The 25,702-nt window shown below is 70.2% G+C and carries 25 protein-coding genes; 9 read left to right on the top strand and 16 right to left on the bottom strand.

The annotated features are described in order from the left end of the window. Positions 1-87 precede the first annotated feature (87 nt). Positions 88-909 (bottom strand): SDR family NAD(P)-dependent oxidoreductase, encoded by an 822-nt coding sequence (locus tag ABZ260_RS10425; RefSeq protein WP_355615436.1) that lies wholly within the window; start codon positions 907-909, stop codon positions 88-90. Positions 910-1,045: 136 nt separating this feature from the next. On the opposite strand from ABZ260_RS10425, the gene ABZ260_RS10420 reads away from it, so the two are divergent. Next, complete coding sequence (locus ABZ260_RS10420) at positions 1,046-1,645, top strand: TetR/AcrR family transcriptional regulator (RefSeq protein ID WP_355615433.1); 600 nt, start codon at positions 1,046-1,048, stop codon at positions 1,643-1,645. Between the two features lie 107 nt (positions 1,646-1,752). On the opposite strand, the gene ABZ260_RS10415 is transcribed toward ABZ260_RS10420, so the two are convergent. Next, complete coding sequence (locus ABZ260_RS10415; protein WP_355615430.1) at positions 1,753-3,237, bottom strand: MFS transporter; 1,485 nt, start codon at positions 3,235-3,237, stop codon at positions 1,753-1,755. 351 nt (positions 3,238-3,588) lie between these two features. Here ABZ260_RS10415 and ABZ260_RS10410 point away from each other — a divergent pair, with 351 nt between their 5' ends. Continuing rightward, complete coding sequence (locus ABZ260_RS10410; RefSeq protein WP_355615427.1) at positions 3,589-5,637, top strand: histidine kinase; 2,049 nt, start codon at positions 3,589-3,591, stop codon at positions 5,635-5,637. Here the strand turns inward: ABZ260_RS10410 and ABZ260_RS10405 are convergent. Further along, complete coding sequence (locus tag ABZ260_RS10405; protein ID WP_355615424.1) at positions 5,634-6,242, bottom strand: response regulator transcription factor; 609 nt, start codon at positions 6,240-6,242, stop codon at positions 5,634-5,636. The genes ABZ260_RS10410 and ABZ260_RS10405 overlap by 4 nt on opposite strands. Before the next feature lie 97 nt (positions 6,243-6,339). Here ABZ260_RS10405 and ABZ260_RS10400 point away from each other — a divergent pair, with 97 nt between their 5' ends. Both ABZ260_RS10400 and ABZ260_RS10395 read left to right on the top strand, forming a co-directional pair. Then, on the top strand, positions 6,340-7,071 hold the full coding sequence (locus tag ABZ260_RS10400) for an ABC transporter ATP-binding protein (protein WP_350912926.1): 732 nt from the start codon (positions 6,340-6,342) through the stop codon (positions 7,069-7,071). Continuing rightward, positions 7,071-9,413, top strand: coding sequence for an FtsX-like permease family protein (locus tag ABZ260_RS10395; protein WP_355615420.1), 2,343 nt, complete (start codon positions 7,071-7,073; stop codon positions 9,411-9,413). Before ABZ260_RS10400 ends, ABZ260_RS10395 begins: the two co-directional genes overlap by 1 nt. A 120-nt stretch (positions 9,414-9,533) precedes the next feature. On the opposite strand, the gene ABZ260_RS10390 is transcribed toward ABZ260_RS10395, so the two are convergent. From ABZ260_RS10390 to ABZ260_RS10355, 8 genes are all read right to left on the bottom strand, one after another. Further along, positions 9,534-10,778, bottom strand: coding sequence for a sigma-70 family RNA polymerase sigma factor (locus ABZ260_RS10390; RefSeq protein ID WP_355615417.1), 1,245 nt, complete (start codon positions 10,776-10,778; stop codon positions 9,534-9,536). Next, the gene (locus ABZ260_RS10385; protein WP_355615414.1) at positions 10,775-11,113 is read right to left on the bottom strand and encodes a YciI family protein; all 339 of its coding nucleotides are present in this window, start codon (positions 11,111-11,113) and stop codon (positions 10,775-10,777) included. Before ABZ260_RS10385 ends, ABZ260_RS10390 begins: the two co-directional genes overlap by 4 nt. Positions 11,114-11,120: 7 nt before the next feature. After that, on the bottom strand, positions 11,121-11,480 hold the full coding sequence (locus tag ABZ260_RS10380; RefSeq protein WP_350913425.1) for a YciI family protein: 360 nt from the start codon (positions 11,478-11,480) through the stop codon (positions 11,121-11,123). Between the two features lie 292 nt (positions 11,481-11,772). Then, positions 11,773-12,417 carry a response regulator transcription factor gene (locus ABZ260_RS10375; protein ID WP_355615411.1) on the bottom strand — a complete coding sequence of 215 codons (645 nt, stop codon included), beginning with the start codon at positions 12,415-12,417 and terminating at the stop codon, positions 11,773-11,775. Next, a complete protein-coding gene (locus tag ABZ260_RS10370) occupies positions 12,408-13,556 on the bottom strand; it encodes a histidine kinase (RefSeq protein ID WP_355615408.1) in 1,149 nt (382 codons plus the stop codon). The genes ABZ260_RS10375 and ABZ260_RS10370 overlap by 10 nt, the downstream gene beginning before the upstream one ends. Before the next feature lie 10 nt (positions 13,557-13,566). Further along, the gene (locus ABZ260_RS10365; protein WP_355615404.1) at positions 13,567-14,364 is read right to left on the bottom strand and encodes an ABC transporter permease; all 798 of its coding nucleotides are present in this window, start codon (positions 14,362-14,364) and stop codon (positions 13,567-13,569) included. 2 nt (positions 14,365-14,366) lie between these two features. After that, positions 14,367-15,281, bottom strand: a complete 915-nt coding sequence (locus ABZ260_RS10360) for an ATP-binding cassette domain-containing protein (protein ID WP_355615401.1) — start codon at positions 15,279-15,281, stop codon at positions 14,367-14,369. A 105-nt stretch (positions 15,282-15,386) separates the two neighbouring features. Next, positions 15,387-16,259, bottom strand: a complete 873-nt coding sequence (locus ABZ260_RS10355) for an alpha/beta fold hydrolase (protein ID WP_355615398.1) — start codon at positions 16,257-16,259, stop codon at positions 15,387-15,389. A gap of 36 nt (positions 16,260-16,295) precedes the next feature. Between ABZ260_RS10355 and ABZ260_RS10350 the strand changes: the two genes are divergently transcribed. Then, a complete protein-coding gene (locus ABZ260_RS10350) occupies positions 16,296-16,904 on the top strand; it encodes a TetR/AcrR family transcriptional regulator (RefSeq protein ID WP_355615395.1) in 609 nt (202 codons plus the stop codon). A 117-nt stretch (positions 16,905-17,021) separates the two neighbouring features. Here the strand turns inward: ABZ260_RS10350 and ABZ260_RS10345 are convergent, their stop codons facing one another. Then, positions 17,022-17,927, bottom strand: a complete 906-nt coding sequence (locus tag ABZ260_RS10345) for an SDR family oxidoreductase (RefSeq protein WP_355615392.1) — start codon at positions 17,925-17,927, stop codon at positions 17,022-17,024. A 44-nt stretch (positions 17,928-17,971) separates the two neighbouring features. After that, complete coding sequence (locus ABZ260_RS10340) at positions 17,972-18,799, bottom strand: SDR family oxidoreductase (RefSeq protein WP_355615389.1); 828 nt, start codon at positions 18,797-18,799, stop codon at positions 17,972-17,974. A gap of 224 nt (positions 18,800-19,023) precedes the next feature. Here ABZ260_RS10340 and ABZ260_RS10335 point away from each other — a divergent pair, with 224 nt between their 5' ends. From ABZ260_RS10335 to ABZ260_RS10320, 4 genes are all read left to right on the top strand, one after another. Beyond that, on the top strand, positions 19,024-19,824 hold the full coding sequence (locus ABZ260_RS10335; RefSeq protein ID WP_355615386.1) for an enoyl-CoA hydratase family protein: 801 nt from the start codon (positions 19,024-19,026) through the stop codon (positions 19,822-19,824). A gap of 61 nt (positions 19,825-19,885) precedes the next feature. After that, complete coding sequence (locus ABZ260_RS10330) at positions 19,886-20,731, top strand: CoA-transferase (RefSeq protein ID WP_350912890.1); 846 nt, start codon at positions 19,886-19,888, stop codon at positions 20,729-20,731. After that, positions 20,728-21,492 carry a CoA-transferase gene (locus tag ABZ260_RS10325; protein WP_355554850.1) on the top strand — a complete coding sequence of 255 codons (765 nt, stop codon included), beginning with the start codon at positions 20,728-20,730 and terminating at the stop codon, positions 21,490-21,492. Before ABZ260_RS10330 ends, ABZ260_RS10325 begins: the two co-directional genes overlap by 4 nt. A gap of 168 nt (positions 21,493-21,660) precedes the next feature. Next, positions 21,661-22,776, top strand: a complete 1,116-nt coding sequence (locus ABZ260_RS10320) for a nitronate monooxygenase (protein ID WP_355615382.1) — start codon at positions 21,661-21,663, stop codon at positions 22,774-22,776. A gap of 233 nt (positions 22,777-23,009) precedes the next feature. On the opposite strand, the gene ABZ260_RS10315 is transcribed toward ABZ260_RS10320, so the two are convergent. The 3 genes from ABZ260_RS10315 to ABZ260_RS10305 form a co-directional block, all read right to left on the bottom strand. Continuing rightward, on the bottom strand, positions 23,010-23,978 hold the full coding sequence (locus ABZ260_RS10315) for an ABC transporter substrate-binding protein (RefSeq protein ID WP_355615379.1): 969 nt from the start codon (positions 23,976-23,978) through the stop codon (positions 23,010-23,012). A gap of 55 nt (positions 23,979-24,033) precedes the next feature. Continuing rightward, positions 24,034-24,837, bottom strand: a complete 804-nt coding sequence (locus ABZ260_RS10310; RefSeq protein ID WP_355615376.1) for an ABC transporter ATP-binding protein — start codon at positions 24,835-24,837, stop codon at positions 24,034-24,036. A gap of 25 nt (positions 24,838-24,862) precedes the next feature. Then, the coding region (locus ABZ260_RS10305) for an ABC transporter permease subunit (RefSeq protein ID WP_355615373.1) at positions 24,863-25,702 on the bottom strand (840 nt) is incomplete at its 5' end.

Here is a 25,702-nt window from a genome sequence, read left to right as displayed (position 1 = left end):
TCCATGGCGACACCCAAGAGCGCGATGGTCTTGTCCGACGACCAGTCGTTCAGGGAGGCTCAGTCGGCGCCACCTCGCGTTCGCCGGTCAGCCCGGGGCCTTGCGGCTGAGGTGTTCCCAGGCGCGGTACTCCTCGGTGCGGGCCTGATCCATCTGCTGGACGAGGTCGTAGGAGTGACCGCCGACGATCAGCCGCCGCGGCGGATCCGGCAGGTCGACCAACTCCATGATGACGGGAGCGGCCGTACCGGGGGCGGGACCGGCGTCCTCGCCCCACATCTCGGCCAGCTTGACCCGCAGGGGCTCGTAGGCCGGATGAGCCTGTGTCGTCGTGGTGCCCACCGTGAACAGCCCGGTGCCGTACCCGCCCATCTGGACGATGGTGACCTTGATGCCGAAGGGCTCGACCTCCATCGCCAGCGCCTCGCTGACCGAGTCGAGCGCCGCCTTGCCCGCCCCGTAGAACCCGACTGAGGCGAAACCGCCGCCGGAGCCCATCGAGGTGACCTGGAGGATGCGCCCGGAACCCTGCGCCCGCAGATACGGGACGACGGCTTGGGCGACCCAGACCGCGCCGAAGAGGTTGACGTCGAAATGGGCCCGGATCTGCTCCTCGGTGGCCTCCTCCAGCATGCCGTACAGCAGGCCGCCGGCGTTGTTGACCACGATGTCGAGCCTGCCGAAGGCCGCCACCGCCCGGTCCCCCCCCTCCCGCACGGCTGTGCGGTCGGAGACGTCCAGCGGCAGCCGTACGAGACTGCCCGGATACTCCTCGGCCAGTTCCGCGAGTGGATCGATATTGCGGGCGGCGGCCACGACACGGTCTCCCGCGGCCAGTGCGGCCTCAGTGAACGCCCTGCCCAGGCCCCGGGACGCGCCGGTGATGAACCATACTCGGCCGTTCGTCACAGGCCCTCACCTCCTTTGGATCGTTTCTCAAGACGAGACGTTACGTCTCGTTGTGTTGCGATCCCTAATCTGCACCCGCTTCCCCGTCATGTCAAGACGGACCGTCTCGTCTTGTCCATCTGCTATCCTCAGCGGCATGTCCACCGCCAAGAAACCGAACCCTGCCCGCCGCAGTGAGCGGTCGCGGCGGGCGATTCTGGACGCCGCGCGCGAACTGGTCTCCGAAGTGGGGTATGCGAAGGTCTCGATCGAGGCCATCGCCGCGCGGGCCGGCGTGGGCAAGCAGACGATCTACCGGTGGTGGCGGTCCAAGGGAGCCGTGGTCTTCGACTCCTTCCTGGCGCTCAGCGAGGGAGCCCACGGGGAGGGGATGGCGCTGCCCGACACCGGCGACATCGAGGCCGACCTCAAGGTCGTCATGCGCGCGACCGTCGCCGAGTTCGCCGATCCGGACTTCGAGGCACCGATCCGGGCGCTCAACACGGAGATCATCAACGATCCCGACCTCGCCGCCCAGTACCGCGAGAAGCTGGCCGACCCCGTCGACGAGGCCAAGAAGGTGCGGCTGCGCAGCGCGCAGCGAGCGGGCCAGATCGCGGCGGACGCCGATCTCGACCTGGTACTCGAACTGCTCTACGCCCCCCTCTACCAGCGCTGGCTGCACCGCTCCGGCCCCCTCACGTCCGAGTACGCCGACGCCCTCGTGGACCTCACCCTCAAGGCGTTCCGCCCCTGAGACCCCGGCCGCGCGAGGAGCGAAGCGGGCTCCGGCCGGGCACCGCTCCCTCCATCGCGATCAGTGGCCCTGCGCGAGCTGTCGCAACAGCTCCGTCTCGCGCCTGCTCAGCGAGTCGACGTGGGTAGTGCGGCCGGGGTGGTCCGGGTTGCCGGGCGCATGGTCAGGATCAGTACGGCCAGCCCGGCGAAGATGACCGCGGCGACGACGCCGGTCACGTGCAGGCCGGCGGTGAACGCCTCCCGCGCGGTGTGCAGCAGTTCCGCGCCCTGGTCGGCGGGAAGGTTCCGGCTGGCGGCGACCGCGCCGGCCAGCGAGTCGGACGTGCCGTCCATCCGGCTGCGGTAGACCACCGCGGCCACCACACCGAGCAGCGCGAAGCCGAGCGAGCCGCCGAGGTAGTTGCCGGTCTCCGATATCGACGCCGCCGAGCCGGCGCGCTCCGGTGGTACGGACCCGACGACCAGCCCGGTGCCCAGCGCGAACAGCGGGCCGGTGCCCAGCGCCAGTACGGTGATGCCGATCATCACCAGCGGCAGGGCGCTCGCACCGTCGACGCCGACCAGCAGCAGGCTGCCCAGCGCCGACCCCGCCAGCCCACCGGCGATCGCGGTCGTCTGCTTCATCCGCCGGCCCAGCGCCGGCGCGGCCATGGTGCCGACCGCCACGCCCAGGCCCATCGGTGCGAACAGCACCGCCGACGCGAACGGCGAGAAGCCCAGCACGCTCTGCAGGTACTGGGTCACCAGCAGGCCGGTACCGGCCATGGCGATGCCGGCGAAGGCCAGCCCAACAAGTACGGCCGTGAACGGGCGGTTGCGGAGCAGCCGCAGGTCCAGCAGCGGCGTCTCCAGCCGCAGTTGCCGGCGTACGAACAGGAATCCGATGACCACGCCGACAACGAGGGCCACCGTCGGCACGACCGGCACGCTCTCGACGGTCAGCTGCTTGACGCCGTAGACCATCAGAAGCACCGCCGCGAGCGACAGCCCGACGCTGGCCGGGTCCAGCCGACCGGCCTGGTCGCTGCGGAACTCCGGCAGCAGGACCGGCCCGGCGAGCAGCAGCAACGCCATCGCCGGCACGGCGACCAGGAACACTGACCCCCACCAGAAGTGCTGGAGCAGGAATCCGGCGAGTACGGGTCCGAGCGCGCCACCGGTGAACTGGCAGGTCGCCCAGATCGCGATGGCCTGCCCGCGCTGCCGTTCGTCGCGGAACATGTTGGTGATCAAGGCAAGTGTGGACGGCGCCAGGGTCGCGCCGGCGATACCCAGCAGCGCACGCGCGACGATCAGCATCAGCGGGCTGGTCGCGAAGGCGGCCACGACCGACAGCACCGCGAACGCCGCCCCGCCGATCATCAGCAGCCGCCGGCGGCCGATCCGGTCGCCGAGCGTACCCATCGTGATGACGAAACCCGCCACCATGAATCCGTAGCTGTCACTGATCCACAGCTGCTGGACGTTGGTGGCACCCAGATCGGCGGCCAGCTGCGGGAGCGCGAGGAGCAACGCCGTCATGTCTATCGCGACGAGAAATGTCGGCAGTACGAGGACGATCAGTCCCAGCCAGGCCCGGTTGACTCGCATATCCGAAACTCCCTGTTCTCTCGACGTTTCGCCGGTTAGTCGGAGCGGTCGCAAGTTTCTTGACATCGGTACGGGTGGACATCTCTCGTATCCGCCACGGTGGGGCGTCACCACATGACGACCTCGCGGTCCGGGCGATGCGACGAGGCGCCGTCCAGCAGGCGCAACAGCCGGGGCGACAGGTGGGCACTGCCGCTGTCCCGGTCACCCATTGCGTCGCGCCGTGGTCTTGTCCGGCAACCAGGCGATGACACACGACGGCGCGGTTCTGCCGGAAACCAGGGCACCTGTGCGAGGAACATCGCCCCCATGTGGTGATATAGCGATCCGTCATGATTCTGGAGGGTTGTTGTGTCGCGTCGTGCACGCTGGATCGTCATCGCCGTGCTCGCCGGGTTCTCCAGCGTCTACGTGTTAGCCGCCCCCTACGGCATCCTGCTGGCGGGCCCGATGTTCGCCATGCAGCTGCCGTACGTCCTGCGGCTCTCCCGTCCCGCTCGTCTCCTTCCCGCCCAGGCCGTGATCGCCTACGCCGCCACGGCCTGGTTGGACATGTCGGTCGGCCTGCTCGGCTTCCTCGGCGGCTCGCTGCTGCTGACCCGGCTCTGGCCGCTGGCGATCCCCGTCGCGGTGAGCGCCGCGATCATCGATCGTGAATCGCTCGACTCCACGATCTCCATGATCCTCATCTCGCTGGTCATCTACGGTCTGACGCGGCTCGTCGAGCAGGTCGACGAGGTGCAGGCCACCAGGCTCGCCCTGGCCGCCGCAGCGGTGTCGGAGGAACGGCTGCGCATTGCCGCCCAGCTCAACGACGGTCTTGGCAGGGGCCTGACAGGGATCACCCAGGGGTTGTCGGCCGAGGATCCCAGCCGTGAGTCCATCGCCGAGGTTGTCGGCGCCGCGCGCCGGGCCCTGGCCGAGGCCAGGGCCGCGGCTTCCGGCTACCGCGCCACCTCGCTGGCGCCCGAGATCACCACGGCTCGGGCGATGCTGAGCGCCGCCGGCATCCCCGTCGAGATCCAGATCGGCCACACCGAACCGCTCGGCTCCCCGGGGGCGCTGCTCGCGGCGGTGTTGCGGGAGTCGGTCACCCAGGTCGTACGGCACGGCGGCGCCACCTTCTGCGCGATCGAGACCCGCGTCCTCGCCCATCAGGTACGGCTCCGTGTAACGAACGACGGCGTGCCCAACGCCGGCGACGAACTCCTCGGCGACCTGCCCGCCCGGCTTGCGGAGGCAGGCGGCACCCTCACCACCAGCCTGTCACCCCAGGGCCACCATGTCGTCGAGGCCATGCTCCCGCAGCCGGCCGAAGAGAGCGCCACCCTGTACGACGAGGAGCACGCCTACGCTCTGTCGATCAGCCTCCTGACCGCCATCCTCGTGGGCTTCAGCGCCAAGGCACTGCTCCAGGTCCCCTCCAGCCTGCTCATCCCCGGCCTCGTCCTGCTGGCGGCGATCGTCTTCGTGCAACTGCGCTCGGTCAGGGGACGGCACACGGTGGGACTGCTGGTCATGGCGGCGCTGACGTACGCGCCGATAGCGCTGTTCGGCCAGGCCTGGCTGGGCATCCCCGGGTTCCTGGCCGGGCCACTGCTGCTCGTCTTCCCGTGGGCATGGGGGCTGCACCTGGTGGCGGGGGTGATGGCCAGCGTGGCGGTGATCGGCTTCCTGCTCGGGCTGCCGACACCCGTCGTGGTCAACTACACGGTGAGCACACTGGTGACGGGACTGGTCATCTACAGCCTGAGCAGGCTCGCCCAGGTAGTGAAGGAGTTGCGGGAGGCCAAGGAGGAGCTGGCCAGGACCGCGGTCGTCGAAGAACGGCTGCGCGCCGCCCGCGACCTGCACGACCTGCTCGGGCACAGCCTGGCGGCAATCTTGCTGAAGTGCGAGCTGGCCAGGCGGCTCGACGCTCCGCGGGCGCGGGTGGAGCTCGCCGAGGCTCTGGAGATGGCCGAGCGGGCCAAGGCTGATCTGCGCGCCGTGTCCGGTGGGCAGCTGGAGTTGGAGCTCGCCGCCGAGGCGGAGTCCGCGCGCTCCGTGCTGACGGCCGCGGGGATTGAGGTGTCGTTGTCACTTGGGCACGAGACGCTCGCCTCCGGCGCCGAGACCGTGCTGAGCGCGGTGCTGCGTGAGGCGGTCACCAATGTGCTCAGGCACAGCTCCGCACGGCACTGCGCGATAGCGACGGCGACGGAGGGGAAGGGGGTACGGCTGCGCGTCCGCAATGACGGGGTGACCTCGGTGAAGGGGCGTCCCGGTTCGGCGGGGGTGGGAAATCTGACCACCCGGCTCGAGACCCTGGGCGGGCGGCTCGCCACCTCGCACGGGGAAGGGCGGTTCGAGCTGACGGCCTGGGCGCCGTACGAGGACGCCGCAGTGGGTAGCCGTTAGATCCAGCCGGCTTCGGTGGCGATGCGGACGGCGTCGGTGCGGTTGCGGGCGTTGAGTTTGGTGGTGATCGTCGTCAGGTAGTTGCGGACGGTCCCCGCGCTCAGGAAGAGCTGGGCCGCGATGTCGGTGGCGCCGGCGCCCGAGGCGGTCAGGCGCAGCACGTCGGCCTCGCGCGCGGTCAGGGGGTTGTCGGCCAGGTCCCAGGCGGTGACGGCGAGGGAGGGGTCGAGCACGCGCTGTCCCGCCGCGACCTTGCGGATCGCGGCGACGAGCTCCTCGGGTGGGGCGGTCTTGAGGAGGAAGCCGTCCACCTGGGCGGCGAGCGCCCTGCGCAGGTGGGCAGGCTTGCCGTACCCGGTCAGCATCAGGATGCGGCAGCCGGGCAGCCGCGCGTGGAGCTCGGCCGCGGCGGCCAGCCCGTCCAGGGTGCCCGGCATGTCGATGTCCATGACGGCCACGTCCGGGCGGTGGGCCAGGGCGGAGTGCACGGCGGCGTCACCGGAGTCGACAGAGTCGACGATCTCCAGGTCGTCCTCGAGGCCGAGGAGCGCGACGAGGGCGCCGCGGATGACGTGCTGATCTTCGGCGATAAGGACTCTGATCACAAGGAATGTCTACCAGTGTCCGAATCATGATGATGTCATGTCGAACGCGTGATGATCTCTCTGGAGGGAGAAAGCACAGCTCAGCAGAGTAGAGGGCATGACAGATGTAGTGAGCATGGACGCGGTGAGCAAGGTGTACGGGAAGGGCCAGAGCGCGGTGGCCGCCCTGCGGGAGGTGTCGGTGGCGATCCCGCGCGGAACCTTCACCGCGGTGATGGGCCCGTCGGGGTCGGGCAAGAGCACGTTCCTGCACTGCGCGGCAGGGCTGGACGTGCCGAGTTCCGGTTCCGTACGGCTGGGCGGCACCGAGCTGGCCGGGATGAACGAGACCAGGCTCACCGAGCTGCGCAGGCAGCGGGTCGGATTCGTGTTTCAGATGTTCAACCTGGTCTCCTCGCTGACCGTGCTGGAGAACATCACGCTGCCGCTGCGGCTGGCGGGAGTCCGTCCTGACCAGGCCTGGCTGTCGGAGGTTGTGAACCGGGTCGGGCTGGAGGGCCGGACCACGCACCGCCCGGCCCAGTTGTCGGGCGGGCAGCAGCAGCGGGTGGCGATCGCCAGGGCGCTGGTGACCAGGCCCGAAGTGGTCTTCGGCGACGAGCCGACGGGCGCGCTGGACACGATGACCGCGCGCGAGGTGCTCGGCCTGCTGCGCGACGTGGTGTCCGTGATGGGGCAGACGGTGGTGATGGTGACACACGACCCGGTGGCGGCGTCGTACGCCGACACCGTCCTGTTCCTGGCCGATGGCCGGATCGTGGACACGATGGCCGCGCCGACCGCCGACAAGGTGGCCGTTCGCATGACGCACCTGGGGGCGTGGGTCTGATGTTCTTTTTCGCGCTGAAGTCCTTGCGCCATCGCAAGGGCGCCTTCGCCGGGGCGTTCGTGGCCCTGTTCTGTGCGGCCGCGCTGGTCGCGGCCTGCGGCATGCTGCTGGAGACCGGGCTGCGGGGCCGCGTGGCCCCCGAACGGTACGCGGGCGCCCCGATGATCGTGGCCGGTGACCAGTTCGTCCGCGAGACGATCGACAAGGGTGACGGCAAGACCAAGTCCAAGGCCAAGCCGCTGGCCGAACGCCGCTGGATTCCGGCCACCGTGGCCGACCGGCTGAAGCAGGCGCCCGGCGTGGACAAGGTGGTCACCGAGGTGACCTTTCCCTTCCAGAACTTCCTCGCGCACGGTTGGGAGTCGGCGCCTCTTACCCCCTTCACCATCAAGGCGGGCAGGGCACCGGAAGGCCACGACGAGGTAGTCGTGGACGCCCGTGCGGACATCCCCGTGGGAGCGAAGATCGGTGCTTACACCGTCGTGGGTGTCACCGAGCAGGCCCTGCCGAGCCAGGACACGATCTTCTTCAGCACCACCGAGGCGCGCAGGCTGGCCGGGCGCGACGGGCTGGTGAGTGCCATCGGTGTCTTCCCGCGGACGGCGGTCGCGACTCCGCCGGGCGCGGTGGCCTACACCGGAGACGATCGTGGCATCGTGGAGTTCATCGACGCGGAGAAGTCGCGGGTGAAGTTGATCAGCTTGGGTGGCGCGATGGGCGGCACCTCGCTGCTGGTGGCGATCCTGGTGGTGGTCGGCACCTTCGCGCTGTCGATCCAGCAGCGCCAGCGCGAGCTCGCCCTGCTGCGGGCGGTCGCGGCGACGCCGAGGCAGATCAGCAAGCTGATCGGCGGTGAGGCGCTGATGGTCAGCCTGGGCGCAGGCACGCTGGGTGCGCTCACCGGGCTGGGGCTGGGCTTCTGGCTGCGCTCCAGGTTCGTGGCGCTGGGCGCGATGCCGGAGAATCTGGCCCTGGTCACCAGTCCGTTCCCGATCTTCGCGGCGCTTCTGGCGACCGTGGGCGCCGCCTGGGCCGCGGCTCGTATCTCGGCCCGCCGTACCACGCGCATCCGCCCGGTCGAGGCGCTGGGCGACGCGGCTCTGCCGAGCGCGCGGCTGCCCTGGGGCCGGCTGGTGCTGGGCCTGCTGATCGTGGCCGGCAGCGTGGTGCTGACCGTGGTCCTGTCGGGCCTGACCACCGAGGCGGCCTCGAGCCCGGTGACCATGTTCACCGCGTTGCTGTGGATAATCGCCGTGGCGGTGCTCGGCCCGCTGCTGGCCAGGACGGCCACGGCGGTCCTGGCCGTGCCGCTGCGGACCTCCCGGGTGGGCGGCTGGCTGGCGGCCAAGAACCTCGGCTCGAGTGCCAAGCGCCTGGCCTCGGTCATCGTGCCTCTGGGGCTCATGGTCGCGATGACCTGCACGATCCTGTTCGTCCAGACCACCATGCAGAACGCCGCCCAGGTCCAGGCCGAGTCGGGCACCAAGGCCGACTACGTCATCCCCGGTGGCTCGGCCGCGTCGGTCAGAAAGGTGGCGGGCGTGACGGCGGTGACCGAGGTGGTACGCACCTCGGTGCGGATCGGGCTGACGAAGTACGGCGCGCAGGCCGTGACTCCGGAAGGCCTGGACCAGACCATGGACCTGGGCGTGACCGCGGGCTCGATCAAGAACCTGAGTAAGGACTCCCTCGCCGTGAGCCGCACGACCGCCGACCAACTGGGCGTCAAACCCGGCGACACCGTCAGGCTCACCCTCGGCGACGGCACTCCGGCCAAGCTGACGGTGGCCGCGGTCTATACGCGCGGCCTGGGCTTCGGCGACATCACCCTCGCCCACGGCCTGGTGGCCGAGCACGTGGACGACCCGAGGCCGTCGCTCCTGGTCGCGGGCCGGAGCGCCAAACTCGACGGGTTCAAGGCGATCCGGGCCACGGAGATCCAGTTGGGCAACGCCGAGGTGAACTACGTGGCCATGGGCCTGATCATCGCCTTCGCCGCCATCGCCGTGGTCAACACGCTGGCCATGTCGACCTCGGACCGATCGCGCGAGCTGGCCCTGCTCCGCCTGGTGGGCACCACCAGGCGCCAGGTGCTGCGCATGCTGCGCCTGGAGACGCTGACCGCGGTGCTGATCGCCACGGTGTTCGGCTCGGCGATCGCGCTGGCGACGTTGTCGGCCTTCAGCCTGGGCATGACCGGCTCCGCCGTACCGTCGGTGTCTCCCGTCACCTACCTGGTGGTGGTCGCGGTGGCGACGGGACTCGCCCTGATCGCCACCGAGGTACCCGCCAGACTGGCGCTCAGACAGCACCCCGCCGAAGCCGTCGGCGCCCGACAGTAGCCTGACGAAGCTCCACCTCGACCGGCCGCGCCGACGACGGCCGATATCGTTCGGCGCGTAAGGGGCGGCATTGGGCTGCGTCCACCGGTCCCCATCGAGCAGGCGCGTTCTCGCCGGTTGTTATCGCTCCAGCCTGCCTGCCCTGTCTCGCAGGTAGCGCTGTTCGGGGAGGCTCGTGGTACGCCGGGCCGCCAGCCGGTAGTTCTCTCGTGCGGCGGCGTACTCGCCCGCCAGTTCCTGGAGGTGGGCGCGGACGGCGTAGAGACGGTGGTGGCGGGCGATCCGGGGGTCGCCGTCCAGGCTTTCCAGCAGTTCGAGTCCGGCCTGGGGCCCGCGGGTCATCGCGACCGCGACGGCGTGATTGAGCGTGACCATCGGGTTCGGCGCGATCCGGCCGAGGATCGCGTACAGGAGGCGGATCTGTTCCCAGTCGGTCTCCTCGGCCCGCCGGGCCTGGACGTGCAGCACGGCGATCGCCGCCTGAAGCTGGTAAGGGCCGAGGGGGGAGACGGACATGGCGCCGGTGACCAGCGCGGTGCCCTCTTCGATCAGGGCGGCGTCCCACCGGTTCCGGTCCTGCTCGGCCAGCGGTATGAGGACGCCGTCCGGGCCGGTGCGAGCCGTACGGCGGGCGTCGGTCAGCAGCATCAGTGCCAGCAGCCCGGCGACCTCCCCGTCATCCGGCAAGGACCGGTGCACCATACGGGTGAGCCGGATCGCCTCTGCGGTGAGCTCGCCGCGGTGCAGGTCGGGTCCGGAACTGGCGGTGTAGCCCTCGTTGAAGATCAGGTAGAGCACATGCAGGAGGGCGTCCAGCCGTTCGGCCCGCTCCTGGACGCTCGGCATCTCAAACGACGCACCGACGGCTTTGATCCGCTGCTTGGCACGGCTGATCCGCGGCGCCATGGTGGCCTCCGGCACGAGGAACGCCCGCGCCACCTCGGCGGTGGTGAGCCCGCCGACGGCGCGCAGCGTGAGCGCCACCTGAGAGGCGGGCGTCAGCGCCGGATGACAGCACAGGAACAGCAGCGCGAGCGTGTCGTCCTGGTCGCCCGGGCTTCCCTCGCCGGGCGCCGGCGCGACGGCGGCGTCCGGCGCCTCCCGCACCGCCGCGGTGACCTCCCGGCGGCGGCGCGCCTGCTCGCTGCGTACCTGGTCGACCAGGCGGCGGGAGGCAACGGTGACCAGCCAGGCACGCGGGCTGTCCGGAACCCCGTCGGCGGGCCACTGCGTCGCCGCGGCGAGCAGCGCCTCCTGGACCGCGTCCTCGCACTCCTCGAATCCGCCGTAGCGGCGCAGGAGCACGCCGAGGACCTGCGGCGCGAGTTCGCGCAACAGGTCCCCGAAGTGTTCGGTCGTGCTCACATCTCCATCCCGGCCGAGTCCATCAGCGGCCGCACCTCCACGCCGCCGACCTGACCACTCGGTATCAGGGCGGCCAGTTCCACGGCGCGTTCCCGGCTTTCGCAGTCGACCACGTACTGGCCGGCGACATGATCCGGGGTCTGCAGGTACGGGCCCTCGGTCACGGTCACCACGCCGTCCCGAGCCCGTACGACGGCGCTGATGGACGGATCGGCGAACACGTGAGCACTGACCAGTTCCCCTGCCTGCCCGGCCGTGGCCAGGAACTCCTCATGGTCGAGCCCTCCCCAGGGTAGGGCCGCGGCGCTCAGGTAGAGACTCAGCAGGAACTTCACCGCGTGCTCAGTCGTCGGCCGTGCCCGCGTAGACCACCGGCCGCACCTCGATGCCGAGGCCCTCGACGCCGGCGTCCGGGATGAGCGCGGCCAGCTCCAGGGCGCGCTCCCGGCTGTCGCATTCCACCAGGTAGTAGCCGCCGAGATACTCCTTGGCCTCAAGGTAGGGCCCGTCCGTCACCGCCGGGACGCCGCCCCGGACCCTGACCACGGCGCTCTGCGACGGGTCGGCCAGCGCGGTGGTGCCGATCATCTCCCCGGACTTCTTGATGGTCTCCATGAACGGGCCGTGGCCGCTCATCACCTCGTTGCGCTCCTCCTCGGTCAGCGCGTCCCAGATCTGCGGGTTGTTGTGCATGATCAACATGAACTTCAACGTCGTCTCCTTCGATGGTCGGGCGGCACCCCCCAAAGGCGCCGTTCACCATGGAGTCGGAGCAGGTGCCGCATTCTTGCGGTACCGGACCGCGAGAATTTCCCGGCCCGGCAGCGAGGCGATCGCCGCCGTCATTGAACACCTCGCCTCCCCCGCCGACGCCACCGACCAGCGAGAACACCCGGCCGCGGTGTCTTTTCTCCCGTATTCCGGCTGCCCCCGTAGGGGACGCGTGTCTCTCCGACACGGCGCGGGGTCGATGCCGTAAGGAGCGGCGGAGCCTTCAGTCGTCGAGGTAGCGCAGGATGGCCAGCACCCTGCGGCTGTAGCCGGGGTCGCGGGGTAGGTCGAGCTTGTCCATGATGGCGTTGATGTGCTTTTCGACGGTGCTGAGCGACACGTGCAGGCGTTCGGCGATCGCCGCGTTGACGTAGCCCTGCGCGAGGTGCCGCAGCACCTCCGTCTCGCGCCTGCTCAGCCTGCTCAACGGGTCGGCGTGGGTGGTGCGGGCGAGCAGCTGGCGGACCACCTCCGGGTCGAAGACCGTGCCGCCGGCGCGTACCCGCTCCAGCGAGTCCAGGAAGTCGGCGACCTCCGAGACCCGGTCCTTGAGCAGGTAGCCCAGCCCTTCGGTGTTTCCCGCGAGGAGCGTGGCCGCGTACGTCTTCTCCACGTACTGGGACAGCACGAGGACCCCGACGTCCGGCCGGTGTTCGCGGATCTCCAGTGCTGCCCGCAGCCCCTCGTCGGTGTGCGTGGGGGGCATGCGTACGTCGATCACGGCCACGTCCGGCGGGTGCCGCCGGATGGCGTCGAGCAGCGCCCGCGCGTCACCGACGGCGGCGAGGACCTCGTGCCCGGCGTCGTTCAGCAGCCGGATCAGGCCCTCGCGGAGCAGCACGGAATCGTCGGCCAGGATCAGTCGCACGGCGTGTCCTTCGGCAGCGTCGCGGCGATCTTGGTGGGGCCGCCTTCCGGACTGTCGACGGTGAACACTCCGTCGAGCGCCAGGACTCGTCTGGCCAGCCCGGAGAGCCCTCCCCCCGAGGGGTCCGCGCCGCCCCTGCCGTCGTCCGAGATCGCCACGCTCACCGTCCGCTCGTCCTCTGTCAGCATGACCAGGATGTCACGGGCTCCCGCGTGCTTGATCGCGTTGGTGATCGCCTCACGGGCGGTGAAGTACAGGGCGGTCTCGACCTCGGAGACGGGCCGGTCGGCCAGCCCGTAGTGCACGGTCACCGGCATGCTCGACCGCTCGGCGATGCCCGCGAGCGCGGCGCGCAGCCCCAGCTCGTCGAGTGCGGTCGGATAGATCCGCCAGGCCACACTGCGTAGCTCGTCGAGGAGCTGGCGCGACTCGGTGTAGGCCTGGCCCACCAGCTCGGCGGTCCTGGCCTGGTCGGGGCTGTGCTGGGCACGGCCGAGCAGCATGGCCAGCGCCACCCCCCGTTGCTGCACGCCGTCGTGCAGGTCGCGCTCGATCCTGCGCCGTTCGTCGTCGACGGCCCGGATGATGCCCGCGCGGGTCGCGGTCAGTTCGGCGATGCGCCTGCGCATCAGCTCCTGCCTGCCCGGTCCGAGGAAGTGGTCGGCCAGCCGCCGTTCGGCCGCTCCCACGGCGAGGACCCCGAGCGTCACCAGGGCCAGTAGCGCCCCCGCGCCGGTCAGCCCGAGGATCCCGCTGGTGGTGACCAGCTTCACGCCGGGCAGGTTCACCGGCACCGCCTCGGACTCACCCCAGAGCAGGTCCCACAGCCCTCCGAACAGGAGCAGGCCACCAAGGAACAGACCCGCCGCGCAGCCGTACCCGCCCAGCACGCCCAGGGCGGCGCGGGCGGTGAGAAAGCCGTAGCCGCCGGCCGTCCGCGTCGTGTCGTGGCCCAGCCACCTGGCCAGCCGAGCCCGTTCGAGTGCCATCAGCCGGGCCAGGCCCCGGTCGGCGGCGGGCCGCGTGGCCGCGATCAGGGAAGCCGGCCAGGCCAGGCAGAGGAAGGCCAGCTCGACGACCCCGAGGACCATGCCCGCGAGTACCCCCACCAGGGTGCGCGCGGCACGGTTACCTGACACGGCCCGAAGTCTAGGCATCACGCCGGCGCAGCACGACATGGCCTGCCGCCACCGCCGCCACCGTCCAGGCCAGCAGCCAGAGCAGACCTTCTCCCGCCCCGTAGGGCATCGGGCCGCCGGTCAGGTTGTCGGTGCTGTCCATGAAGGCCAGGCCGGCGAACAGCGGCATGCGCAGGGACACCTCCAACGCCGCCGGAACACCCGTCATCAGCAGCATCAGCGGCAGGCCCATCAGCAGCATGAACACCACGGTCAGGGTGCCCGCCGCACTGCGCACCGCGGTGCCCACGCCGAGCGTCATCACCGATACCAGAGCAAAGAAGACACCGACCCTCAGCAGGTCGAGCGCGACCTCGGCGGGCGGCAGCGCCACATAGCCGCCGAACAGGTCGGCGGACAGCACCGTGTAGACGACCGCGGTGGCCACGGCCCCGGACAGTACTCCGACGGCGAACATCACCGGCCCCACCACCAGCGCCTTCGCGGCGATCACCCGGCCACGGATCGGCGTGGCCTGCAACGTGCTCCGGATGCTGCCCGACGCGTATTCCGAGGTGATCACCAGCATCGCCAGCGCGACCAGCGCGAACTGGGCGAACGACGTCGCCGAGATCACCGGCTCGCTCGCCGGAAAGCGGGTTCCGCCGCCCTCGGCACGGAGCATGTCCGTGGCCGTCGCCCCGCCCAGCATCAGTGCGCTCATCACCATGAGCACCACCGCGCCGGCCAGGCACCACCAGGTGGAGCGGACCGACCACAGCTTCGCCCACTCCGCGCCGACCGCCTGGCCCAATTCTCTGGTCCGCATGTTCATACTCCCGCTTCCCGTGTGCCGTACTCCACGCTGCTCGCGGTCAGCTCCTGATATGCCTGCTCCAGCGAGGCCTCGCGGGTACGCAGCTCGTGCAGCCGGATGCCCGCCTCGTACGCCAGGTCGCCGACCCGCTCGATCGTGGCGCCGGTGGCGACGAGCTCGTTCTCGCCGAGCCGTTCCACCGTGATCCCGGCGCCGTCCAACCGTACGGACAGGTCGGCCGCGTGCGGGGTGCGGACGACCACGGCGGTCAGGGAGTTGCGCCCGATGACCTCCGCCAGCGGTGCGTCCATGATGAGCCGCCCCCTGCCGATCACCACCAGATGGTCGGCGGTGAGCTGCATCTCGCTCATCAGGTGGCTGGAGACGAACACCGTGCGGCCCTCCTCGGCCAGCGAGCGCATCAGGTGGCGCACCCAGCGCACGCCGTCGAGGTCCAGACCGTTGACCGGTTCGTCGAACATCAGCACCTCCGGATCGCCCAGTAACGCGCCCGCGATACCGAGCCGCTGGCTCATTCCCAGCGACAGCCCACCGGCCCGCTTACCCGCCGCATCCGCCATCCCTACCTGCTCCAGGACCTCCGTCACCCGGCTCCGCGTGATGCCGTTGCTGCGCGCCAGCGCCATCAGATGCGCATGCCCGCTCCGCCCGGGATGCAGCGCCCGTGCGTCCAGCATCGCGCCCACCGTCCGCAGCGGGTTCCTGATCTCGTGGTACGGCACACCGCCGATCAGCGCCGTGCCCGCAGTGGGGCGGTCGAGTCCGAGGATCAGGCGCATCGTCGTCGACTTGCCTGCCCCGTTCGGCCCGAGGAAGCCCGTGACCGTGCCGGGCCTCACGTCCAACGACAGGTCGTCGACGACCATCCGGTCACCGTAGCGTTTACACAAACCTTGGAGACTGATCACGTCGGCCAACGCTAGGCAACCGACGGCCACGGCCACCATGGAGGCGAACCTCCGACTTCAATGGCGGGAAACCGTAAAGACCTGTGTCTCGATACGCGCGCCCCCTCAGTCGTCCTCCTCGGAGACGAAGTCCAGGATCCGCTCCACCACGAGATCCGGCCGATCCATCGGCAGTGCGTGCCCCGTCCGGGGCACGATTTCGACCTGGGCGGCCGGCACGAGGCGCGTCACCCGCTCCGCTGTCGTGCGGGACCTGTGCAGGGCGCTGCGTGCGGCGAGCAGGCACAGGGAACGGGTCCGCAGAGTGCGCAGCTCGTCGTCGCTGAAGACCAGGGCGTTCGGCAGCCGGCGGCGGTATCGGGCGGCCGCCGGAATCAAGCTCATGATCTCCGTTTCCAGGATCGTGCCGTTGGCGACCAGGCGTGCCAGGCGCGGGCGGAGCGCGCGGGGAGCCAGACCCGCGAGCGCGCCCGCGAGCGCCCACCCGTAGAACCGCGGTCCGGGTAGCGCGAAACCGGCGGGATCGAGCAGGACGAGGGTGGCGATTCGGCCAGGGGTGTGAATCTCGTGGTTCATCGCCAGCCAGCCACCGTAGGAGCAGCCGACGACGTGCGCAGCGTCCACGTTCAGGCCCGCCAGCACCTCGTCGAGCCACTTCGCGCCGTCCCGCCCGTCCTGTACGGGGGCCTCCTGGACGCTGGCGCCGGCCTCGCCGATCGTGTCCACGGCGACGATCGGATGGTGCTCACCCAAGGGGCGGATGTACCGGTGCCACATCAGGGAGTTCCCACCGGCTCCGGACAGCAGCACGATGGGGCGCCCTCGGTCGCGCCCGGCCCGGTGGACACGGGTGGGGCCGAACGTGGTCGGCACGTCTTCGGCCTTCACCGGCTCCGGCCACAGCTGTTGGAAAAGGCGCTCGTAGAGGTCCAGAAACCGAGTTCTGGCGTTGTCGTCGGTGAAACTCCCCAGGTTCATGATACATTCGTATCATAAAGGGAGGTGAGGCGCGCAATGCCCCTACGGGTCGACCATGAAGAGCGCCGGAGACAGATCGCCGAGGCGGTGTTGCGCATCGCCGAGACCCAAGGACTCCAGCAGGCGTCCATGCGAGCCGTCGCCGCCGAGGCCGGTGTCTCGCTCCGCCTGGTGCAGTACTACTTCCAGACCAAGGACGCGCTCCTGCTGGATGCCCTGGCGCGCCTGAGCGGACGACTCGACGCCCGGGTACGGCAATCGATCGCGAGCGCCGAGGCCCCGCCCACGCCCCGCACCATCGTGACGGCGGTCCTGACGAACATCCTGCCCACGGATACGGAAAGCCGCCGCATCGCCCGCACGTACGCCGCCTTCTACTCCCTCGCCCTCAGCGAACCGCAGTTCGCCGAGGGCTACCGCACCCCGGACACCCTCGAATCCTTCATGGCGCGGCAGATCCGGACCGCGCTGGAGGCCGGTGACGTACCCGCCGACGTGAATCCCGAGGTGAAAGCCGCCGGATTGCTGGCCATGACCAACGGACTCGTCTCCAGCGTGCTGGGAGGGCAGCGCACGGCCGAAGCGGCGCTGACCATCCTCACCAGCCATCTCGACGAGCTCTGGGCGACGACTCATCAAGCCTGATCACGATGCGCTTTGGCCGCCGCCGCCCAGGCGCCGGGGCGCGAGCAGGTCTACTTACCCGTGAGGACATGAGCCGAGTGCTCGTCTCTCGCCAAAGGCCGCGGCCCGGCCCGGTGGCTATGCCCCGTAGACCGGCTCGGGGCCAGGGGCCTCGGTGAGGAGTTCGGCGACGGCGTCGCCGATGTCTGCCGGGTTCCAGCGGGCGCCCCGGTCGACGCGGGGGCCGTGGCGCCAGCCGTCGGCGAGGGAGATGACGCCGCCCTCCACCTCGAAGACCCGGCCGGTGACGTGCCCGGAGGCGGCCGAGCCGAGCCAGGTCACCAGGGGGGCGATGTTGGCCGGGTGCATGGCGTCGAAGCCGTCCTCGGGCCTGGCCATCATGGTGGCGAAGACCTCCTCGGTCATCCGGGTGCGGGCGGCCGGAGCGATCGCGTTCACCGTGACGCCGTAGCGGCCGAGTTCGGCGGCGGCGACCTGGGTGAGCGCGACGATGCCGGCCTTGGCCGCGGAGTAGTTGCCCTGCGCGACGCTGCCGAGCAGTCCGGCCCCCGAGGAGGTGTTGATCACTCGGGCGTCCACCGGGTCGCCCGCCTTCGAGCGTTCCCGCCAGTGCGCGCCCGCGTGCCGGAGCGGCAGGAAGTGGCCCTTGAGGTGGACCCGGATCACGTCGTCCCACTCCTGCTCGGTCATCGAGACCAGCATCCGGTCGCGGACGAATCCGGCGTTGTTCACCAGTACGTCCAGCCGCCCGAAGGCGCTCAGCGCCGTCTTGACCAGCCGGTCGGCGCCGCCCCAGTCGGTGACGTCGTCGTTGTTGGCGATGGCCCGGCCGCCCAGGGCGTGGATCTCCTCGACCACCCGCAGGGCCGGGTCGCCCGACCGCCCGTCCCCCTCGCGGCCGGTGCCGAGGTCGTTGACCACGACCCTGGCCCCCTGCCGGGCGAACTCCAGGGCGTGCTCCCTGCCGATGCCGCGCCCGGCACCGGTCACGATCACCACACGCCCGTCACAGATCCCACCCATGCCAGGGCTCCTTTCATCGTGATCATGCAGAGTTTCCCGGCTGTTCACCCGTCGTGTCCAGATGCGATCTCCCGCCAGGCGGGGATCTCGCCACCGCCGTGCACCGCGATCTCCGCGCCGGTCACGTAGCCGGGGACCGCCAGCCACAGGCACACCTCGGCCACGTCGGCGGGAAGGGCCATCCGGCCCGCGGGAACGGCGGCGCCCATCCGCGCGACCCCGTCGGGGCCGCCGTAGTGGTCTGCCGAGTCCTCCGTCTCGGCGAGGCCGACGACCACCGTGTTGACCCGCACCCGCGGCGCCCACTCGGCGGCGAGGCAGGCGGCCAGGTGGTGCAGGCCCGCCTTGGCCGCGCCGTACGCGGAGGTGCCCGGGGAGGGGCGGGTACCGCTGGAGCTGCCGATCATGATGACCGAGCCGCTGGAGGCGGCGAGCAGGGGGTGGGCGCGCTGCGCGACCAGCAGCGGGGCGATCAGGTTGAGTTCCACGATCCGGGCGTGCAGCCGTGGGGAGGTTCCGGCCAGGAGCGCATACGGTGAGCCTCCGGCGTTGTTGACCACCGTGTCGAGCCTCCCGTACCGCTCCTCGACCTCGGTGACCAGCCGGTCCACGTCCGCCGTGTCGCGCACGTCGGCCGCGACGAACGCGAGGCCCTCGGGCAGGACCTCCGGCTTCCTGCGGGCGCACACGACCACCTCGGCTCCGGCGGCCAGGAAAGCGTCGGCGATACCCGCGCCGAGCCCCCTGGTGCCACCGGTCACCAGCACGACCGATCCGGTGTGGTCGTAGCGAACCCGGCCGGGTACTCCGCCACTTCCACGAGCCTCGGCGTCCACACCGGCCGCGCGATCCGCATCGCCCTCAGCGTTCACGGCGCTCGCCTCCTCGCCCTCGTCCTCGAAGCGGTCACCCGGGGGAGTCTCCGGAAGACCGACCGCCGTCGCATGCCTTCCCAGGTGGGCCGGCCGAGCCTCGAACCGGCCACCGGGATGCCTTCCGGAAGGTCGCCCGGCGGGCAGCCGCCGGGCGCACTCCTGTGTCCGGCTGTCGCGTGCTACCGTACCAAGCAAGCGTTAGGTGCGAACAGTGAGGCGCGATGAGAATCACCCTTCACGGCGGCGGAGCGGTCGCCGAGGTCGTAGTGGACGTGCCACCGGTCAACGCGTTACCCGTCTCCGGCTGGTTCGAGCTGGCCGAGGCCGTCCAGGAGGCCGGGCACGCGCCCGAGACCCGCGTCGTGGTGCTGCGCGCGGAGGGGCGAGGGTTCAACGCCGGGGTGGACGTCAAGGAGATGCAGGCCACCAGCGGGCACGCCGCGCTGGTCGGCGCCAACCGCGGATGCTTCGCGGCGTTCGCGGCGGTCTACGAATGCGAGGTCCCGGTGATCGCCGCCGTGCACGGTTTCTGCCTCGGTGGCGGGGTCGGGCTGGCGGGCAACGCCGACATCGTGGTGGCCTCCGACGACGCCTACTTCGGCCTGCCCGAGGTGGACCGGGGCGCGCTCGGCGCGGCCACCCACCTGGCCAGGCTGGTCCCCCAGCATCTGATGCGGGCCATGGTCTACACGTGCCGCACCGTCACCGCCGCCGAACTGCACGCCTTCGGCTCGGTGCTGGAGGTCGTGCCCCGCGACCGGCTGCGCGAGACCGCCTTCGAGGTCGCCGCCCAGATCGCCGGAAAGGACCCCTACGTCATCCGGCGGGCCAAGGAGTCGCTGAACGGCATCGACCCGGTCGATGTCAGGCGCAGCTACCGGTTCGAGCAGGGCTTCACCTTCGAACTCAACCTGATGGGCTCCGGTGACAGACACCGCGACGCGTTCATCGCGAGAGGCAACGGCTCTGCGAGCCGGGAGCCGTCCGGCGCATCGCCGGTTGGAGAGGCGGACAGCCGGTGAGCGAGGAACGAAGCCGCCCGCGCAGCGAGGGAGGAGCGGTGAGCGAGCAGTGAGCAAGATCATGTCCATTGACGGCGTCGTCGGGGAACTGCGCAGTGGGATGACCGTCGGGATCGGCGGCTGGGGATCGCGTCGCAAGCCGATGGCGCTGGTCCGGGCGATCTGCCGGTCCTCTCTGGAAGACCTGACGGTCGTCTCGTACGGTGGCCCCGACGTCGGCCTGCTGTGCGCATACGGCAAGGTCGCCCGGGTGGTCGCCCCGTTCGTGTCGCTCGACTCGATCCCCCTCGAACCGCACTTCCGGACCGCCAGGCAGGCCGGGACCGTGAAGTTCACCGAGTACGACGAGAGCATGTTCATGTTCGGCCTGCTCGCGGCGGCGCACCGGCTGCCGTTCCTGCCGACCCGCGCCGGGCTCGGCTCGGATGTGATGCGGGTCAACCCCGAACTGCGGACCGTACGGTCGCCCTACGCCGGAGGCGAGGAGCTCGTCGCCGTCCCCGCGCTGACCCTGGACGTCGCGCTCGTCCATCTCAACCGGGCCGACCAGCGCGGCAACGCCCAGTATCTCGGCCCCGACCCCTACTTCGACGACCTCTACGCCAAGGCGGCCGAGCGCTGCTACGTCTCCTGCGAGCGCGTGGTGGACACCGCCGACCTGCTCAAGGAGGGGCCGGTCCAGTCACTGCTGATCAGCCGGTCCATGGTGACCGGCGTGGTGGAGACCCCCGGCGGTGCCCACTTCACCACCTGCGAGCCCGACTACGGTCGCGACGAGGCGTTCCAGCAGGCGTACGCGAGCGCCGCCACCGGCCCCGAGACGTGGCGGGCCTTCACCGGCCGCTACCTGTCCGGAGACGAGGCCGCCTACCAGGAGGCCGTACGCCAGTTTCGGGAGGAATCATGAGCGTGACCGTCGCCACGCGGGCCGAGGTGTGCGTCGTCGCCTGCGCCGAGGCGTTCAGGGGGGACGGGGAGATCCTGGCCGCGGGCATCGGCGGCGCGATCACCGTGCTGGCCGCCCGGCTGGCCCGGCTCACCTTCGAGCCCGACCTCATCACGCACGACGGGCTGTGCCTGCTGACCGGCGACGTGCCGCCGCTGGGACAGAGTCCACAGGTCGTCGAGGGCTGGCTGCCGTTCCGGGACCACCTGTGGCTGGTGCTCAACGGCAGGCGGCACGTCATGCTGGGAGCCAGCCAGATCGACCGGTACGGCAACAGCAACATCTCCTGCATCGGCGACTGGTCCCGGCCGAAGTCCCAGCTCCTGGGCGTGCGCGGGGTGCCGGGCAACACCGTGTGCTGCCCGACCAGCTACTGGGTCCCCCGGCACTCGACCCGGGTGTTCGTACCGCGGGTGGACATGGTCAGCGGCGTCGGCCACGACCGCGCGGCCGAGGCGGGGCCGAGCGCCCACCGCCACCACGACCTGCGCCGGGTGGTCACCGACCTGGCGGTGCTGGACTTCCAGAGCCCCGACCACTCGATGCGCCTGGCCTCGGTCCACCCGGGCGTCACCGTGGACGAGGTCGTGGCGGCGACCGGCTTCCCGCTGGCCGTCACCGGCGACGTCCCCGAGACCCGGCAGCCGACCGGCGAGGAACTCCGCGTCCTGCGCGAGGTCCTCGACCCCGGCTCACTCCGCGACCGCGAGATCCCCGCCTGACCTCCTCCCCACCGCCGGAACCGGGGATTCCATCCCGCACGGACCCTGCCGGTCGATTCGTTCTCGATCTTCGCGACCTGGGTGTCCCGCATCGGATGACGAGACCGGCGGAGTCCTCGCCGGCCGGGCTTCCCACCTCACCGCCGGCCGCCCGTCAGGAGAACTCCCATGACCTCGTACTCCGGACCCGTCCCGGACCCGCCGGTACCCGCGACCGGCACGTCCGCACCGCGAAATGAGCCGCCGGGGCTGGTGACCCGGCTCACCGAGATGGTCGGCTGCCGCCACCCCGTCGTGCAGACCGGCATGGGCTACGTGGCCGGGGCTCGGCTGGCCGCCGCCACCTCCGCCGCCGGAGGTCTGGGCGTCATCGCGGCGGCCACCATGCCCGTCGAGCAGATGACCGCCGCGATCCGGTCGGTCAAGGAGCGCACCGACGCGCCCTTCGGGGTGAACATCCGCTCCGACGCCGACGACGCCGGCGAGCGGATCGACGTCATGATCCGCGAAGGCGTACGGGTCGCGTCGTTCGCGCTGGCCCCCAAGCGCGAGCTGATCGCCCGGCTCAAGGACGCCGGAGTGCTGACGATCCCCTCGGTCGGCGCGCGCCGGCACGCCGAGAAGGTCGCCGCCTGGGGCGTGGACGCGGTGATCGTGCAGGGCGGTGAGGGCGGCGGGCACACCGGGGCCGTCCCCACCACCGTGCTGCTCCCCCAGGTCGTGGACGCGGTGGACATCCCGGTGATCGCGGCGGGCGGGTTCTGCGACGGGCGCGGGCTGGTCGCCGCCCTGTCGTACGGCGCCTGCGGGGTCGCGATGGGCACCCGCTTCCTGCTGACCTCGGACTCCACGGTCGGCGACGAGGTGAAGAAGGTCTACCTCGGCACCGCCGAGACGGTGGTCACCACGCGGGTGGACGGCGTTCCGCACCGCGTGCTGCGCACCCCGTTCGTCGACTCGCTCGAACGCTCGCGCCTGCGGCTGCTCCGCGCGGTCGCCAACGGGGCCAGGTTCAAGCGGCTGTCCGGCATGTCGTGGGCGGCGATGATCCGCGAAGGCCGCCGGATGCGGCACGGCCGGGACCTGACCTGGGCCCAGGTGCTCCAGGCGGCCAACACCCCGATGCTGCTCAAGGCCGCCATGGTGGACGGGCGCGCGGACCTCGGCGTCATGGCCTCCGGGCAGGTCGTCGGGCTGATCGACGACCTGCCGTCCTGCGCGGAGCTGATCGACCGGATCATGTGGGAGGCGCACGCCGTGCTGGACCGGCTGCCCCGCTCCTGACGGCGCCGGGCCTGGTGAACCGGCCGGGACGGAGCCGACGTTGATCCGCCAGCACGCCCGCGAGAAGACGACATGGGAGAAGGAACGCGCTGCAGCACTAGCCTGACCTGTGATGTCCCGCCCGTTCGCTGCCGGGCGGGACGATCCGGTTGTTGCTGGTGACAGACTCGACGGCGGTCAGAGCCGGCCCGGGTCGGGTGCGGCACGCTCCCGTGGTCACCGGCCCGTGCCGGCTACTTCGCTCGCGCGAACTCCGGCACTGCGGAGGCCGCGTCGAAGTTCGGCTTGAGGATGTCAGCGTTCTTGAACAGCTGCACGGCATTATCCAGCGCCTTCATGTCCACGTAGCCGGAGTACGCGATCTCGGGAATCTGGGTGAGCGTCTCCGCCGGCGTCTTGCAGTACTTGGCGAGGATCGCGAACTTGTCGGCGTTGCCGGCCGGTTGCTTGGCCGCGTCCGCGGCCTCCTGCATAGCGGCCACGAACTGCTCGGCAGCCGCCTGGTGCTTGGCCAACCAGGGCTGCGTCACGGCGTACAGTGCGTTGGGGGTCGCCCCGATGCCCTCGAAGGTGGGGTTGCCGATTGACTTGCCTTTGCCGCTCGAGGTGATCTTCTGGACGCTCGCGGCGGTGACGGCACCGGCGTCCACCTTTCCGTTTTCGACGGCGGGCTCGATGTCGGCGAAGCCGAGGGCGACGAACTTCGCCGTGGACTTCTGGCCTGTCGCGGCCTGGATCCAATCCTCGATCAGCGTCACGATGGTGCCGCCGAGGTCGTTGACGGCGATCGTCTTTCCTTGCAGGTCGGCTGGGCCCGATATGCCCGAGCTGTTGTTGACGATGATTCCCTGGCTGTCCTTGGTCGTCTCGCCGCTGCCCGAGATGATCTTCATATCGATGCCCTCCTGAATGGCGGTGAGCAACGCCTGCGGGCTGACGAATGCGACATCCGTCGACCCGCCCTGCAACGCGGCGATGCCGGCGGAGCCGGACTGGACGTTGACGAGCTTCACATCGAGCCCATGCTTGGCGAAGATTCCCTTGTCGAGGGCGTAGAGGGACAGCTCGTTGCACAACGACAGCGAGGTCACGTTGAGCACCGTCGTTCCCGAGGCGGTCGCACCGCTCGCCCCGGCCGACGACGAATCCGACGAACATGCCGACGCACCTGTGGCGATCAGCAACGCGGCACTGATCGCCACCGCGGCTTTCGTTCTTGACAACACCCTGCTTCTCTTTTCTGGATGGTTTTCCGGCTTACGGGAAAGTCGGTGCAAGTGGCGGCGCCGTAGTCTCGACACTGCGCATGACCTGGCGGAATATCTCACTGCGCAGCTGCGCGAAACGAGGGTCGAGCTTTGTGCTCACCTGGTCTCGTGGGCGGGGCAGGTCGACACGCACATCGCTGACGAGGTGGCCGGGATTGGCCCGCATCACCAGTACCCGATCGCCGAGGTAAACCGCCTCGTCGATGTCGTGGGTCACGAATACGACGGTCATCTGGTACTCGTGGCGTACCCGCAGCACGAGATCCTCAAGGTCGGCGCGGGTCTGAGCGTCGACGGCGGCGAAGGGCTCGTCCATGAGCATCACCTCCGGCCGCACCACGAGGGCGCGGGCGATGGCCGTACGCTGCTGCATGCCGCCGGACATCTGCCAGGGATAGAGGTTCTCGACACCGTCGAGTCCCACAGCGGCGAGCGCCTCGCGTACCCGCTCGGCGGTCTCCGCTCGGGACAGCCCGGCGGCCTTACCAGCGATCGCAAGATTGCGGCGGACGTTCATCCATGGAAACAGCGACCGGCCGTAGTCCTGGAAGACGACGCTGAGGCCGGCGGGCGGGCCGGTCACCAGAGTGCCGTCGAGGCGCACCTGTCCACCGGTCGGTGCCAGCAGGCCGGCCATGATCATCAGCATGGTGGATTTGCCGCATCCGCTCGGCCCGACGACGCAGATGAATTCACCTTGGGCGATCGTGACGGAGGTCTCCGCGAGCGCCAGGCGGGTGTCGCCCTTGGCTGCGGGGTAGCTCTTCGAGACATTGTCGACAGTCAGCTCCATGACGCGTCCTTTCGACGCTCGGGCTTCACAAGGCGCCCAGACCGGTACGGCGCTGCCAGCGCAACGTTCGGCGCTCGAGCCAGGCGGCCGCAAGGTTGAGGATGAGTCCGATGATCGCGATGAGCAGGAACGCCGACCACATCTGCAGGTAGCGGAATCGTTCCTGCGCGCGCAGCACCTCATAGCCGAGGCCGGCGGTGGTCGCGTAGAACTCGGAGATGATGACCATGATCAGTCCCACGCCGATGCTGACCCGGATACCGGCCATGATCTGCGGTGCGGCGGCGGGCAGAATCACCCGCGAATAGAGTTGCCAGCGGGACAGGCGCAGGCTGTGCGCGCTGCGCAGCCACGATTCGTTCACGGCGCTCACCCCGTCGGCAGTATTGATCATGATGAGCCAGACGGTGCCAAAGAAGATCACGAAGATGTTCAGGCCGTCCGTGACGCCGAAGATCTGCAGTGCCACCGGCAGCAGTACGACCTTGGGTGTGGCTAACCAGAACCGGATGAGCGGGCTGTACATGTCGCGGATGATGGCGTTGCGGGCGACGAGCATGCCACCGGCGACGCCGATGACGAGCGAGAGGAGCATGGCCCAAGCCAGCCGCCGCATGCTCGGCACCACGGCCGTCCAGAAGTGGTCGGAGAGGAATGCCTGACCGACGTTGGCGGAGAGCCAGTCCTGCCAGAACTGCCCGACGATTGTGCTGAGCGGCGGGAAGAATATGGTGGGATTCGCCCGACCGTAGATCTCCCAGATCACTAACACCAGGCCGAGCAACCACCCGTTGCGCAGTGGCCCAAGGAGTGCCCGGACGCGTCGGCCCATCAGCCGGTCCGGCCGTTGCCGCGCCGGCGCGGC

This window comes from Streptosporangium sp. NPDC006013, assembly GCF_040614275.1.
Classification (GTDB): Bacteria; Actinomycetota; Actinomycetes; order Streptosporangiales; family Streptosporangiaceae; genus Streptosporangium.
The sequence above is the reverse complement of the archived record's forward strand: the minus strand, read 5'-3'. Positions and strand labels throughout refer to the sequence as shown.

Coding starts and splice junctions, on each gene's coding strand:
- ABZ260_RS10420 (WP_355615433.1), top strand. CDS start 1,046: ATGTCCACCGCCAAGAAACCGAACCCTGCCCGCCGCAGTGAGCGGTCG.
- ABZ260_RS10415 (WP_355615430.1), bottom strand. CDS start 3,237: ATGCGAGTCAACCGGGCCTGGCTGGGACTGATCGTCCTCGTACTGCCG.
- ABZ260_RS10400 (WP_350912926.1), top strand. CDS start 6,340: ATGACAGATGTAGTGAGCATGGACGCGGTGAGCAAGGTGTACGGGAAG.
- ABZ260_RS10395 (WP_355615420.1), top strand. CDS start 7,071: ATGTTCTTTTTCGCGCTGAAGTCCTTGCGCCATCGCAAGGGCGCCTTC.
- ABZ260_RS10380 (WP_350913425.1), bottom strand. CDS start 11,480: ATGTTGATCATGCACAACAACCCGCAGATCTGGGACGCGCTGACCGAG.
- ABZ260_RS10365 (WP_355615404.1), bottom strand. CDS start 14,364: ATGCGGACCAGAGAATTGGGCCAGGCGGTCGGCGCGGAGTGGGCGAAG.
- ABZ260_RS10355 (WP_355615398.1), bottom strand. CDS start 16,259: ATGAACCTGGGGAGTTTCACCGACGACAACGCCAGAACTCGGTTTCTG.
- ABZ260_RS10350 (WP_355615395.1), top strand. CDS start 16,296: ATGCCCCTACGGGTCGACCATGAAGAGCGCCGGAGACAGATCGCCGAG.
- ABZ260_RS10345 (WP_355615392.1), bottom strand. CDS start 17,927: ATGGGTGGGATCTGTGACGGGCGTGTGGTGATCGTGACCGGTGCCGGG.
- ABZ260_RS10335 (WP_355615386.1), top strand. CDS start 19,024: ATGAGAATCACCCTTCACGGCGGCGGAGCGGTCGCCGAGGTCGTAGTG.
- ABZ260_RS10330 (WP_350912890.1), top strand. CDS start 19,886: ATGTCCATTGACGGCGTCGTCGGGGAACTGCGCAGTGGGATGACCGTC.
- ABZ260_RS10325 (WP_355554850.1), top strand. CDS start 20,728: ATGAGCGTGACCGTCGCCACGCGGGCCGAGGTGTGCGTCGTCGCCTGC.
- ABZ260_RS10320 (WP_355615382.1), top strand. CDS start 21,661: ATGACCTCGTACTCCGGACCCGTCCCGGACCCGCCGGTACCCGCGACC.
- ABZ260_RS10310 (WP_355615376.1), bottom strand. CDS start 24,837: ATGGAGCTGACTGTCGACAATGTCTCGAAGAGCTACCCCGCAGCCAAG.